The sequence below is a fragment of the Methylobacter sp. BlB1 genome, assembly GCF_015476545.1.
Lineage (GTDB): Bacteria > Pseudomonadota > Gammaproteobacteria > Methylococcales > Methylomonadaceae > Methylobacter.
Map to the genome: position 1 here is coordinate 30,795 of NZ_JADMKV010000005.1, position 13,116 is coordinate 43,910.

The 13,116-nt window shown below is 42.7% G+C and carries 11 protein-coding genes; 4 read left to right on the plus strand and 7 right to left on the minus strand.

Annotation, left to right across the window (positions count from 1 at the left end; all coding sequences use genetic code 11):
- Window positions 1-117 precede the first annotated feature (117 nt).
- The 3 genes from IT781_RS03470 to uvrA form a co-directional block, all read right to left on the minus strand.
- Window positions 118-942: a class III extradiol ring-cleavage dioxygenase gene (locus tag IT781_RS03470; protein WP_194968745.1), complete on the minus strand. Its 825-nt coding sequence runs from the start codon at window positions 940-942 to the stop codon at window positions 118-120.
- Window positions 943-953: 11 nt separating this feature from the next.
- Window positions 954-1,358 carry a hypothetical protein gene (locus tag IT781_RS03475; RefSeq protein WP_194968746.1) on the minus strand — a complete coding sequence of 135 codons (405 nt, stop codon included), beginning with the start codon at window positions 1,356-1,358 and terminating at the stop codon, window positions 954-956.
- Window positions 1,359-1,477: 119 nt separating this feature from the next.
- Window positions 1,478-4,294 carry an excinuclease ABC subunit UvrA gene (gene uvrA / locus IT781_RS03480; protein ID WP_194968747.1) on the minus strand — a complete coding sequence of 939 codons (2,817 nt, stop codon included), beginning with the start codon at window positions 4,292-4,294 and terminating at the stop codon, window positions 1,478-1,480.
- A 202-nt stretch (window positions 4,295-4,496) separates the two neighbouring features.
- Here uvrA and IT781_RS03485 point away from each other — a divergent pair, with 202 nt between their 5' ends.
- The 3 genes from IT781_RS03485 (at window position 4,497) to IT781_RS03495 (ending at window position 7,396) form a co-directional block, all read left to right on the plus strand.
- Complete coding sequence (locus tag IT781_RS03485) at window positions 4,497-5,624, plus strand: aminotransferase class V-fold PLP-dependent enzyme (RefSeq protein ID WP_194968748.1); 1,128 nt, start codon at window positions 4,497-4,499, stop codon at window positions 5,622-5,624.
- A 97-nt stretch (window positions 5,625-5,721) separates the two neighbouring features.
- Window positions 5,722-6,162 carry a hypothetical protein gene (locus tag IT781_RS03490; protein ID WP_228778887.1) on the plus strand — a complete coding sequence of 147 codons (441 nt, stop codon included), beginning with the start codon at window positions 5,722-5,724 and terminating at the stop codon, window positions 6,160-6,162.
- A gap of 10 nt (window positions 6,163-6,172) precedes the next feature.
- On the plus strand, window positions 6,173-7,396 hold the full coding sequence (locus tag IT781_RS03495; protein WP_194968750.1) for a hypothetical protein: 1,224 nt from the start codon (window positions 6,173-6,175) through the stop codon (window positions 7,394-7,396).
- Between the two features lie 6 nt (window positions 7,397-7,402).
- Here IT781_RS03495 and IT781_RS03500 read toward each other — a convergent pair whose 3' ends face one another.
- The gene (locus IT781_RS03500) at window positions 7,403-10,282 is read right to left on the minus strand and encodes an EAL domain-containing protein (RefSeq protein ID WP_194968751.1); all 2,880 of its coding nucleotides are present in this window, start codon (window positions 10,280-10,282) and stop codon (window positions 7,403-7,405) included.
- Window positions 10,272-11,015 carry a PEP-CTERM/exosortase system-associated acyltransferase gene (locus IT781_RS03505; protein ID WP_194968752.1) on the minus strand — a complete coding sequence of 248 codons (744 nt, stop codon included), beginning with the start codon at window positions 11,013-11,015 and terminating at the stop codon, window positions 10,272-10,274. Before IT781_RS03505 ends, IT781_RS03500 begins: the two co-directional genes overlap by 11 nt.
- 167 nt (window positions 11,016-11,182) lie before the next feature.
- Here IT781_RS03505 and IT781_RS03510 point away from each other — a divergent pair, with 167 nt between their 5' ends.
- The gene (locus IT781_RS03510; RefSeq protein ID WP_194968753.1) at window positions 11,183-11,971 is read left to right on the plus strand and encodes a methyltransferase domain-containing protein; all 789 of its coding nucleotides are present in this window, start codon (window positions 11,183-11,185) and stop codon (window positions 11,969-11,971) included.
- Between the two features lie 8 nt (window positions 11,972-11,979).
- On the opposite strand, the gene IT781_RS03515 is transcribed toward IT781_RS03510, so the two are convergent.
- Window positions 11,980-12,756: a TatD family hydrolase gene (locus IT781_RS03515; protein WP_194968754.1), complete on the minus strand. Its 777-nt coding sequence runs from the start codon at window positions 12,754-12,756 to the stop codon at window positions 11,980-11,982.
- A 9-nt stretch (window positions 12,757-12,765) separates the two neighbouring features.
- Window positions 12,766-13,116 (minus strand): PilZ domain-containing protein, encoded by a 351-nt coding sequence (locus IT781_RS03520; protein ID WP_194968755.1) that lies wholly within the window; start codon window positions 13,114-13,116, stop codon window positions 12,766-12,768.

Genomic DNA, 13,116 nt, shown 5'->3' on the forward strand with positions numbered 1-13,116 from the left:
AGCCGGTTTATACATATGAAGTACCTTTAGGTCGGCGGCGACGGCCGCCGAGAGTTCGTGATTATCGTTTTGTCCTCACAACATTCACACAAAGGGGAGGGCGGCAATCACTCGGCTTCACCAGAGATAAGCGCTCGCCTTTTTTCCCATTATTTCGAACCGGAATACCTGCCTGGCGGGGGCGCCGGCAATGCCGTAGCAAACGTGCAAAGGCAGCAAGTGATCTTCTCTCGGATGGCAATATCTTGCGGCCGGGGCGCTCTCCCAATTGACCAGCCTGTGTTCTCTCTCGGGCTCGCTTAACTGTCGGTTTGAGCAGGTATCGATCAGCCATTGCTCGAAAGCTTCATTCATCGATTGCGTTTCCATTGTAGACGGTCCAAAAAATGCTCTGAGATTATGAAACGAAAATCCGGAACCGATAACAAGCACGTTTTCCTCTTTTTCCTCTAAAAGTCCGGCCAAGGCCTTGCCGATCCGGATGTGTTCATCAGGCCTCAAGCCCTTGACCAGCGATAATTGAACGCAAGGAATGTTCGCATCCGGATACATAATTTTTAACGGCACGAATAAACCATGATCAAAGCCCCTCTGGTCCGTAAGGCTTGCGTCTATGCCATGGCTTTGCAGAAGACCGAATATCTTATTCGCAAGCATGGGCGCACCTGGCGCCGGATATTCGATGGCATAGGATTCTTCCGGAAATCCGTAATAATCATAGATCAAAGGAGGCGATGCTCCGCTTGTAATGGTTGGCTTGTTTTCTTCCCAATGGGCGCTGATTACTAGAATGGCCGAGGGATTGCCAAGATCAGGCGTCACTTTTTTAAGCAATGTTATCATTTCCTTGTGCGCGCCATCGCCAAGCAAGGGCAGAGGGCCTCCACCATGGGAAAGGTATAAAACCGAGCCCCCTGGAACACTGTTTGATTTATCGCTCATGATAGCCGGGGTTACTTAATTTCTTCGATCGTGAAGCGCTGGTAACGGTGAGCAAAGTCAAACGGTACACGCCGGATGACGTTCATCGCGCGTGCTGCCTCCGTATCGCCGGGCGCATAGATCAGCAAGAACGCGGAGCCTTGCTTGGCGGCTTCCAGATGGGCTTTTACCGCTTCATCACTCCAGCCCAACCGCGCCAGAAAGCCCTTGTTATCAGCAAGATTACGTTGGGCCGCATCAGCCACTTCTTTGCATGTATAAAACTCGCAATCGGCTTGGTCATACCCGCCGGCCATGAGATCCCGCTGTACCTGCCGCGCATCTTCCTGGTTTGGAAACGCGACGACGAGATAGCCGAGCGGATAAAATATACCGAAGTCGGTGCCTGGTCTATTCTCTGTTGTCTGATTGCGCATGACTCATCCTCTCTCGATAGCGTTACATTGAAAGTTCGCTTTGGAAAGCATTAGCTAATCTGACAGTAGCATGGTCGCTAAGTTTCCGTTGAATCCGGGCTGACGCCAAACCATGCCGGTCATTCGAAAAAACGCTTCAGATAAACGCCGGTATGCGAGGCCGGATTTTCCGAAACCTGTTTCGGCGTGCCTTCGGCCACCAGCGTACCGCCGCCGTCGCCGCCTTCAGGACCCATATCGATGATCCAGTCTGCCGTCTTTATGACGTCCAGGTTGTGCTCGATGACGATGACTGTATTGCCGTGGTCGCGTAGCGTATGCAAGACCGACAGCAACTGCTTAATATCGTGGAAGTGCAGACCTGTGGTCGGCTCGTCGAGAATATATAAAGTTTTGCCGGTATCGCGCTTGGAGAGTTCCTTGGCGAGTTTGACGCGTTGCGCCTCGCCGCCGGACAGGGTCGTCGCATTTTGCCCCAAAGTGATGTAGCTCAGGCCGACTTCGGTCAGCGTGTCCAGTTTGCGGGCAATGGTCGGAACGGCGCTGAAGAAGGCGGCCGCGTCCTCGACGGTCATATCCAGCACTTCATTGACCGTTTTGCCTTTGTAGCGTATTTCCAGTGTCTCGCGGTTGTAACGCTTGCCATGGCAGATGTCGCAGTTGACGAAGATGTCGGGCAAAAAATGCATCTCCACTTTGATGACGCCGTCGCCTTTACAGGCTTCGCAACGTCCGCCCTTGACGTTGAAGCTGAACCGACCCGGCGTGTAGCCGCGCGAGCGCGCTTCGGGCGTGGCTGCAAACAGTTCCCGTATCGGTGTGAACAGGCCGGTATAAGTGGCCGGATTCGAGCGCGGCGTGCGGCCGATCGGGCTCTGGTCGATATCGACAACCTTGTCGAAATAATCCAGACCTTCAATGGCATCGCAAGGCGCCGGAACGGCGCCTGCGCGATTAATTAGACGCGCCGCATGACAATACAGCGTATCGTTGACCAATGTGGACTTGCCGGACCCGGACACGCCCGTGACACAGGTCAGCAAACCGATAGGGAAGGCGATATCGACATTTTTCAGGTTATTGCCGCGCGCGTTGCGTATGACGATTTGTTTGTCTTTATCAACGGGCGTCGGCGAATCGGGGGCAGTAATTTCGACTTTGCCCGATAAATACTGGCCAGTCAGAGAATCTTTATTGGCAAGTATGTCTTCCAGCGCGCCTTGGGCGATGACGCGCCCGCCGTGGACGCCGGCGCCGGGGCCGATATCGACGATGTAGTTCGCCGAGCGTATAGCATCCTCGTCGTGCTCGACCACGATCACGGTATTACCCAGATCGCGCAGGCGGAACAAGGTATTCAGCAGGCGCTGATTGTCGCGCTGGTGCAGTCCTATCGACGGCTCGTCCAGCACGTACATGACGCCAACCAGTCCGGCGCCGATTTGGCTAGCCAAGCGTATGCGCTGCGCTTCGCCGCCGGACAGCGTTTCGGCGCTGCGGTCCAGCGTCAAATAGTCGAGTCCCACGTTGACCAGAAATTCCAGGCGCTCTTGAATTTCCTTGACGATTTTGCCGGCGACTTCGCCGCGTTTGCCAGTTAATTTAAGGTACTTGAAAAAATCCAGCGATTTGCGGACAGGGAAGCGTGTCAGATGATGAATAGGTAAATCTTCAACGAAAACATTTCTGGCCGAGATGTTAAGCCGCGCGCCGCCGCAGATATTGCAGATCCTGTTGGATAAATACTTCGACAGCTCTTCCCGGACCATTTGCGAATCGGTTTCATGATAGCGCCGCTCCATATTGGCGATAATACCTTCGAAGCTATGACGCCTTTTCTTGGCGCCGCCGGTGCCGGTCATGAATTTGAATTCGATGGTCTCATTGCCGCTGCCATACAGGATCATCGATTGAATATCATTGGGCAGTTGCGAAAATGGAATTTCCGGATCGAAGTTGTAATGCTTGGCCAGCGAACAAATGATCTGGTAATAATAGGCATTGCGACGATCCCAACCGCGAACCGCACCGCCGGCAAGACTGATGTCGGGATTGTGAATGATCAGCTCGGGGTCGAAGTACTGCCGCACGCCCAGGCCGTCACAACTGCTGCAGGCGCCTTTCGGGTTGTTGAATGAGAAGATGCGCGGCTCCAGTTCGTTCAGGCTGTAACCGCAATGCGGGCAGGCGTAGCGCTCGGAGAACAGCAGCTCCGTGCCGTTATCCATGCAGGCAGCGACAGCGATACCGTCGGCCATACGCAGGGCAGTCTCGAAAGACTCGGCCAACCGTAGGCCGATATCGTCACGAATTTTAAAGCGGTCGACGATGACTTCAATGGTGTGCTGCTTTCTCAGGTCCAATGCCGGCGCTTCATCCAGGTCGTACACGACGCCGTCGATACGGGCTCGAATAAAGCCTTGCGCGCGCAGGTCTTCAAGCAACTGGGTATGTTCGCCTTTACGCTGGCTGATGACCGGCGCCAGCAGCATCCAGCGCTGGTCCTGGGGCTGGGCAAGCACCTGATCGACCATCTGGCTGATCGTTTGCGCTTCCAGCGAAACCTGGTGTTCAGGGCAGCGTGGCGTACCGGCTCGCGCGTATAACAGCCTTAAATAATCGTAGATTTCGGTAATCGTGCCGACGGTTGAGCGTGGGTTATGCGAGGTTGATTTCTGCTCGATGGAGATTGCCGGCGACAGTCCTTCGATATGGTCGACGTCGGGCTTTTCCATCATCGACAGAAACTGACGGGCATAGGCGGAAAGCGATTCAACATAGCGTCTTTGGCCTTCAGCGTAAATCGTATCAAAAGCCAGCGATGACTTGCCGGAACCGGAAAGCCCGGTGATGACAATGAGTGAATTCCGGCGCAGATCAAGATCGATATTTTTCAGATTATGCGTTCTGGCACCACGTATGCTAATGATATCCATCAAATAATTCCGTCAATCAAAACAACTTTATAATATACGTTCAAAATAGGCATGATTCAACGCGGCAAAACAATGGGCATTCAAATGGATGATAAGCTTTGGGTTACTACTTACAAATTTAGGGTTATTACTTACAATTTTACATAATATACATTATGCGAAATTTATAATTACAATTACATTTACTTTGGGGATTATTACTATGAAACATCCGGAATTTCCTTTATCCGATGAATTAATTTATTTAAATCATGCGGCTGTATCACCGTGGCCTAAAAGAACTAGCGAGGCAGTCGCAAAGTTCGCAGAACAAAATACGCTATACGGATCATATTTTTATCCAGAATGGCTGGCTAAAGAATCTGAATTACGGTCCCAGCTCCAAATTTTATTAAACGCTCCCTCTGCAGATGATATTGCTTTAGTTAAAAATACTTCTGAAGCTCTATCTTTTGTCGCCTATGGCCTGGATTGGAAATCCGGAGACAATATTGTCAGCAGTAATGAAGAATTTCCTTCTAATAGATTACCTTGGCAATCTCTGGCCCAACAAGGTATTGAATTTCGTCAAGCTGACTTAAGAAATTCTACTTCTCCTGAGGACGCTTTGTTTGAGTTGGTAGATGGTAATACCCGTTTGCTAACGATAAGCTCTATACAATTCGCTTCGGGTCTGCGTCTGGATCTGGAAAAGATAGGCGCATTCTGTAAACAGCGCAATATCTTTTTCTGTATTGATGCAATTCAAAGCCTAGGTGCGGTTCAGTTTGATGTGCAGGCTTATCAAGCTGATTTCGTTATGGCTGATGGTCACAAATGGATGTTAGGTCCTGAGGGCTTGGGTGTTTTCTATACTACGCCTACAGCTAGAGATAGACTAAAATTGACTCAATACGGTTGGCACATGATGAAAGACACCTATAATTATGAAAATAAGTCATGGGAAGTTCATCCTACTGCCCGTCGTTTTGAATGTGGCAGCCCGAATATGCTGGGAATTCATGCACTCTCTGCCAGTCTGTCGTTATTGCTGGAAACCGGGATGACAGCTGTTGAATCTTCGATTATGGAAAAAACAAACTATTTAATGGAACAGATTCATAGAAACGAGAAGTTAATTTTATTATCTCAGAAGCGAAATCAATTAAATTCCGGTATTATAATATTCAAGCACGGAACAGCCCCGAATAATGCTTTTTATAGATACTTACAGAAAAATGGCATTGTCTGTGCTTTACGCGGTGGCGGAATACGGTTATCCCCACATTTTTATAATAATAATGAAGAATTAAAGAAAGCGATATCTATAATGGAACTGTATTGCGATTAACAGTTCCCGTTAGATTTCTCTATATAAAAACGACTCTATTAATAACCGGTTATCCAGTTTGCAACAAATCGCCCTATTCTTTCGATTACGATTGAGAATGAGCTTGATGTTCATTCTATTTATCTTTTTGCTGAGCCAATTCGCTTCAGCCGCGCCTCCTGTAATTGAAAAACAACAAAACATAGTCATTCCTGTCATCAATAGCGCTAATCAGCAGGATACTATCAGCCGAAATGGGTTAAGTGCTATTTTCAAGATGCGTTTACTGCGTTGGAACGATGGTTCCGCGGTGACAGTTTTTGTACTCAATGATGATGATCCATTACATAAACAGTTTTGCAAACAGATATTAAATGTTTTTCCTCATCAAATGCGCCGAAATTGGGATAAGTTAGTATTCAGCGGATCAGGTCAGGCTCCAATTCTTGTAGAAAGCAAGGAGGAAATGATCGAAAAAATAGAAAAAACACCGGGGTCTGTAGGTTATTTAAATTTAAGTGATTTAACAAATGGTATCAAGCGGTTGGATATTAAATAAGGAAATGTGCATGTATGCTGGCAAATTTAATTTAAATAACCTTACAAGACTGCTCATTTGCAATGTTGTGGTAATAACCCCCTTTATTTCCAGCAATGCAATCGCAGCTGAAAAAAACTGGCTGCCGGAGCTGCCGGATACAGTACAAATACATGGTTTTCTTTCTCAAGCATTGATTCACACATCAGATAATAATTTCTTTGGTACAACTGATGACAATATTTCTGATGATTTCAGAGAATTAGGAATTAATGGCTCATGGCGTATCATCCCTGATTTGCAAATAGCGATGCAGGTAGTATGGCGGGATGCAGGAAAAACTGATGAACAAGGTTTGCGTATTGATTATGGACTGGCTGATTATCGCCTATACTCATCTGAGGACAGTTTGTTAGGCATTAAAGCCGGAAGAGTTCCAACGCCATTAGGTTTATATAATGACACTCGAGATGTCGCATCTACCAGACCAAGTATATTTTTGCCACAATCAATTTATTTTGACATCAATCGAAACAGTGCTCTGTCTGCTGATGGTGGCTATTTCTATGGTGAGCAAAATACCGATTGGGGGGATTTTTCATTTAATGTCGGCATTGTTGTTCCTCGAAGTGACGACCCTGACCTAACAGCTCAACTCGCAAAGAATATTCAAGCATATGGAGATACCTCTTGGATTAGCCGCTTAAATTATGAGTGGCGTGGCGGTGAAGTTCGACTTGCCATTACATATGCTGAGTTCAATGCTCACTTTTCGCCCATACCTGCTCCAATTAAATTTAATGAAGGGCAGTTCCAATTTAAACCACTGATTTTCTCTGCTCAATATAATGCAGAAAAATGGTCACTAACTGGAGAATATGAATTCCGTGGCCAACGATTGAATAACTTTGGCCTATTTCCTGATTCTGATACGACAGGTGAAGGTTATTATCTGCAAGGAATTTACAAATTTACATCTTATGTGGAAGGTATGGTTCGATATGATCAGCTTATCTGGGATAAAGATGATAAACATGGAGATAAGTTTTCTGCTAACACTGGTGCGCCAGCCTATTCACGATTTGCTAAAGATTGGACTGTTGGTTTGCGATTTAAATTAATTCCAGGTTTGCTTCTCAGTACCGAATATCATCGTATAAACGGGACAGGAACAATATCCAGATTAGAAAATCCTCCTGGAGCTACAAAGCAACATTGGGATCTGTATGCAATAATGTTGTCATATGATTTTTGATTTAAATCAGATTATTTCCATTTCAGACTGAAGCTGAAATTTACTATGTAAGTCGAATTGTGGTTCAGGCATAGGTTTGCCTATACCATAACCTTGAGCGTAGTTTACCCCCATTTCTGATAATTCTTTCAATATCATTTCATTCTCAACAAACTCAGCAATTGTTTTTATCCCCATTCCCTGCCCGACATCATTAATTGCTTTTACGAAAAGCTGATCTTCTCTATTATTGGCAAGATTCTTAATAAAGCCGCCATCGATTTTTAAATATTGGACAGGTAATTGTTTTAGATGGCTCATAGATGAAAAACCGACCCCAAAATCATCCAAAGCAAATTTACCGCCAATATTTGTGACATAAGTCATGAAATCACGAGCTGCTTGTATATTCGTGACAGCCTGCGTTTCCAGAACTTCGAAAATGAATTTGTGAGCAGGAACATTCCACCTATCAAGATGCTCAGCTATTATGGAAAATGCATTAGGATTTGAGAGCATTTCACCGGACAAGTTAATGGATAAATGAATGTCCAGTCCCTGCTTAATAAATAAAGACTGTTTTTTAAAAGCGAGATCAATGACTCTTTGATCAATTTTGGTGATGAGCCCAAAGTGTTCGGCAATACCGGTGAACATACCTGGCGGGATAATTTCTCCATTTTCATCAATCATCCGTAAAAGACATTCATAGTGGGAAATACTTTTATCAGCTATTCTCATAATAGGCTGATAATAAAGAATAAAGCGGTCTTCTTCTAACGCCTTTTCAATTTTTGCCTTCCAATTTACTCTATGCCGTATTTCATCCCTAGCTAGATCCTCCATAGAAGCGAGACACCACCCTCCTCTACCCATTTGTTTTGCTTTATACATGGCGATATCTACGGTTGCCATCAACTCTTGGGAAGAGAAACCGGGAGCTGGAAAAATTAGCATGCCCGCACTGATAGTCACACCTAAATCAATATTGTTAACTGTAACTTTAACGGTGGCAATCTCGGCGCATATTTTCTGTACTACTTTCTCGGCATGGTCCTGATCAATACAATATGAAATTACTACAAATTCATCTCCGCCTAATCTGGCAACAATATCCGTATCACGAATTATTGAAAGCAGTTTATCAGCGACTTTAATCAATAATTCATCGCCCACATTATGACCGCTGCTATCATTAATATTTTTGAATTGGTCTATATCAAAAAGAATAAGGGCTCCTTTTTGATTATACCGATTGGCAATGGTTAGTGCGTGCTCCAATTCCTGATCAAATCTGCGCCGGTTATATAAATTGGTTAATGGATCATGATCTGCGAGCCATGATAATTTTTTTTCTGTTATTCTACGCTCAGTCAAATCCAGACCAACGGATAATATTTCAGTTTTTTTATTATTTTTTATAAGAGTAAAAAACCATGAAATATATAATTCATTCCCTTTTGATGAAAATAGTATGCATTCATAACGAAATGTTCTTCTCTGCTGGTTGGATATTTCTTCAATTGCATTAGAAATAGTTCTTATATCCTCATGACCGAAAACCAGGTTAACGAATAGTTGCCGTTTTAATTCATTTTCGCTATAACCGATCTGTTTCTCGGCATATTTATTGCTCATTACAATTCTTCCGTTATTATCAATTATTATAATAATAACCTGAGCTGTATTAAGAATATTAGATACTAGATTTTTTTCTTGTTGCAGTTCAACACTCCGTTCGGCCAGTCGTTGCGTACGCAGATCAACATCTCTATCTAGGTTTTTTAACGTAAGGATCAAATCTTGCGTGGCATTATTTAATATATCAATTTCATCATTAAATAATTTATGCCCAGAAGAAACGGGCATAATTTCATTTACTTTTAAATAATTTTTCTTGGCTATCCAGGGCAGCAAAGCAATGAATGCATTTAAACGCCTCATTGGTTTAATCAGTAAAAGTAATAGAATCACACCTGCCAAGATTAAGCTTATTGTGCCGCTTAGAGCATATAACATCGATGATCTATGAATATCGATTAATTCTTCACTTAAATTATCAATAATAACAAGATCAGCAATATTATTGTCTTTGCTGAATGGGAAAATAATTATTTCATAATCATTATTATTGTATTCAAAGCGTGCTTTTTTTTGGGGTAAACTATCTGGCAGTTTATTCATAACAGCCAGCAAGAGCGGAAAACTTTTTTCATACTCCGTTAATGCAATGATCGCTTTTGACCATTTATCAAGAGTCGGTTTTGTCGAGACTATTTCATTTTCATTATTCTGTACTAAAATTCCAATTTCCTTACCGGTAATGGCTTTCATCCTTAGCACCATATCGGCTAGGTCTCTTCCAAATATAAATACCCCAATAAACTCTCCATTATGCAAAAAAGGATAAGCCTTATATTGCACGCAATTGATGCTACAAAGAATTTTTTCAAAAGGCTCTTCATTTTCAAATACATAATTGAGCCACGGTGAAAAAACTTCCTTATTTAATACTGTATCGCCCCAACTGTTCAGCAAATCTCCTTTTTTTGAAAATAAATAAGCGGATTTGATATCAGACTCAAGCTCTATTTTGAACCAATTGGCGTTAATAATTTTTTCTATCTGATCCAATGCCTGCTGAGATGATAGATCAAGACTAATGACAGCGGGAATGATCCAGGTAATATCAATTTGATCAAGCTTTGACTGTTGCAGAATACTATCGAATGCTTGTTGATAAAAGCGATGAACCCTATCTCGCTCCTGTGAATAATTTTTTTCTAATGTTAGATTACCGAATATAAAAACACTGCCTGAAGATGTCAGAATGGCTATGCTTACGGCTAAAATTGCTTTCCATGTAAGGCTCAGGAACCTGCCTTTTTTCTTAGTTTTATCTTGCATTAATATAAGCAATATTTTCTATTACATTTTGTTCGCTTAATTCACTACTAATTTTATCAGACAGACTACGAAACTCTGGAGTTAAATTTTTATAAGTAATTTCTGGATAAAACACATGAGGAACTCGAGTTCCAAAAAACTCAAAAGGTTGGCCTATTTGATCAAATTGAACGCCGAGACGACGTAATAAAATTGCAAGTTTAGGCTCTACCATGGCAAGACAGTATTCTATATTCCTCGCAAATGCAAAATGCATAGCAGCTGATACAAGGCACATCGGTAAGTAATTAATTGGGTAACGATTATCTGGATGGGCTATTTTTTCAGATTGTTTAAAAGACTCTCGATCATTATTGTCAGAAAGCCTCCGCCTGAAAGAGGGCATAATAGCCATTCTTGAAACTTCACCTATGTTTGTTTTCTCCGCCATGTTTACGCGGGCGGTATTAAAATCAAAGGGTTTTCCATAAAACTTTTCGATGGGAAGCTGATTGTTGAGTTTTTCTATCTGAGGAATCAATCGGATATAACCAATAGCTTGATTGCTTGGTTTATGAAATAGCAAACAATGCAGAGAATATTCATCATATTCATCAAATTCGTGATACCCGAATTCTTCAATATACACTTCATGGCGTAACTTATAAGCGATTTTTCTTAATTCTTCAGTATTGGCATTGACTATCTGAAAATATTTTGAATAATGACTTCCTATATCTTCTTTGTTCTTCATAGCTATCCATTTCTCTTTTTTGTAAGCACTTTAAAATCTACACACTAATGGTAGATTTTTGATTAATATTAGTTCACTATAATTTTATATGATTCTAATGAGATCATAGTCTATTTTATAGATAAACATAGAATAAAAACGCTATTTATCCTAACAGGAAAAATTATATGCCTAAATTCAAAGGACCTGTTGACGTTGATTACCTCAAGAAAGCAGGCGAAATTTTTGCACCTATTAAGCAAATTAGCTATAAAAAAATGCAAATTAAGCAAGGTGATACAGTTCTTGATTTGGGATGTGGCCCTGGTGTTGATGCTATTGAACTGGGGCGATTAGTATCGCCGGCTGGTCTTGTTATTGGTGTTGATTACGATGAAGGTATGTTAGCAAAGGCATTAGAACAGGTGGAAATTTCAAAGATGAGTCGTATTGTCAGCTTTCAACAAGGAGATGCCAGCTCTTTGGCTTTTGCAGATAATTACTTTGACAGCTGCCGAAGTGAGCGACTTTTTATGCACCTAAACAATCCAGAACAGGTAATAGGCGAAGTCCGTAGAGTCACAAAACCAGGAGGAAGTGTGGTAATTATCGATACAGATTGGGCAAGTCTGTCTATCGATTGTCAATCAGTCAAAATAGAGCGATTGTTATCAAATTATCGCTTGGAAAAGCTTATTCCAAATAGTTATTCAGGGCGAAGTTTATACCGATTGTTCAGCAAGGCATATTTTAGTGACATTCAAATTGATGTTTTTCCTCTATATACCAATGATCTGGAATTGTTTTATACCTTGTCGTTACAGGAAAGCGTTGAAAATAAAGCTTTATCAGATAATATTATTACTCAAAAGGAATTGGAGCAATGGCGCATGGAATTGAAGCAGGCCGCATTAGAGAACTCTTTCTATTGCAGCGTCAATATGATCATGGTGAGTGGCATCAAACCTTTTAGCTAAGAATCTAGCTAATCTCCAAATTTAAAAAGTCTTTTAAAATTTTCTGTACTCTGTTGCGCGATCTGTTGAAAACTTGTGTTTCTTAATTCAGCTATATGTTCAGCTACATAACGTACGTAGGTAGGATAATTTGGCTTTCCACGGAATGGAACCGGCGCTAAGTAAGGCGAATCAGTTTCAATAAGAAAGCGGTCAGCAGGTACTTTTTTTGCTACCTCCTTGATTTCTTTGGCACTGTTAAACGTCACAATACCGGAAAAAGAAATATAAAATCCCAGATCTAGCGCTCTTTCGGCAAAATCCCAGTCTTCGGTAAAACAATGAATAACCCCGCCTATGTCACGAGCGTTCTCTTCTTTCAAAATTCGTAATGTATCTTGCTTTGATTCGCGGGTATGAATGATCAGCGGTTTTTTTAGAATCTTTGCGGCGGTAATATGCTTTTTGAAACGTTGGTGTTGCCAATCAAGATCGCCTTTACTGCGGAAATAGTCAAGGCCTGTCTCCCCTATTGCAATAACCTTTTTCTCTTGGCCTAAAGCGACAAGCTCATCAACACTAGGATCCTTGCCGTCCTGAACATTCGGATGAACTCCAACGGTAAGGGAAATTTGAGAATAACCTGAGACCAGATCATGCATGGCCGGATAGGATTCTAAATCAATGGCTATGCATAGCATATGTTCAATTTGATTATTCTCCGCTTCCTTCATGAAACAGGAAAAATCGTGTTGGTAGGGTTCCAGATCGATGCGATCCAGGTGGCAATGAGAGTCGATAAGCATTCGATAAAATCACATGGTGTGGGTTGATCGGTCAGAACCTAAACTGCCTGCTAAATACATTTCTATTTTATTGCGAGCCATGCCGCCATCCTGGTCACTGAACTGTACACCAATGCCGGTTGCTCGATAGCCTTCCGAACCCGGCGGCGTTTTCCAGATTATTTTCCCGGCAATAGGAAGTCGTTCAGTTTCTTCCATTAAATTTAACAGCATGAAAACTTCCTGGCCCATTTGATATTCCCGATTAGTGGGAATAAACAGGCCGCCATTGATCACAAAAGGCATATAAGCTGCATATAAAGCGTTTTTATCTTTAATTGACAGCGACAATATACCTTGTCTGGGGGATGATTCTGCCAT

Coding starts and splice junctions, on each gene's coding strand:
- IT781_RS03485 (WP_194968748.1), top strand. CDS start 4,497: ATGAAACATCCGGAATTTCCTTTATCCGATGAATTAATTTATTTAAAT.
- IT781_RS03490 (WP_228778887.1), top strand. CDS start 5,722: ATGAGCTTGATGTTCATTCTATTTATCTTTTTGCTGAGCCAATTCGCT.
- IT781_RS03515 (WP_194968754.1), bottom strand. CDS start 12,756: ATGCTTATCGACTCTCATTGCCACCTGGATCGCATCGATCTGGAACCC.
- uvrA (WP_194968747.1), bottom strand. CDS start 4,294: ATGGATATCATTAGCATACGTGGTGCCAGAACGCATAATCTGAAAAAT.
- IT781_RS03495 (WP_194968750.1), top strand. CDS start 6,173: ATGTATGCTGGCAAATTTAATTTAAATAACCTTACAAGACTGCTCATT.
- IT781_RS03520 (WP_194968755.1), bottom strand. CDS start 13,116: ATGGCAGAATCATCCCCCAGACAAGGTATATTGTCGCTGTCAATTAAA.
- IT781_RS03505 (WP_194968752.1), bottom strand. CDS start 11,015: ATGAAGAACAAAGAAGATATAGGAAGTCATTATTCAAAATATTTTCAG.
- IT781_RS03510 (WP_194968753.1), top strand. CDS start 11,183: ATGCCTAAATTCAAAGGACCTGTTGACGTTGATTACCTCAAGAAAGCA.
- IT781_RS03470 (WP_194968745.1), bottom strand. CDS start 942: ATGAGCGATAAATCAAACAGTGTTCCAGGGGGCTCGGTTTTATACCTT.
- IT781_RS03475 (WP_194968746.1), bottom strand. CDS start 1,358: ATGCGCAATCAGACAACAGAGAATAGACCAGGCACCGACTTCGGTATA.
- IT781_RS03500 (WP_194968751.1), bottom strand. CDS start 10,282: ATGCAAGATAAAACTAAGAAAAAAGGCAGGTTCCTGAGCCTTACATGG.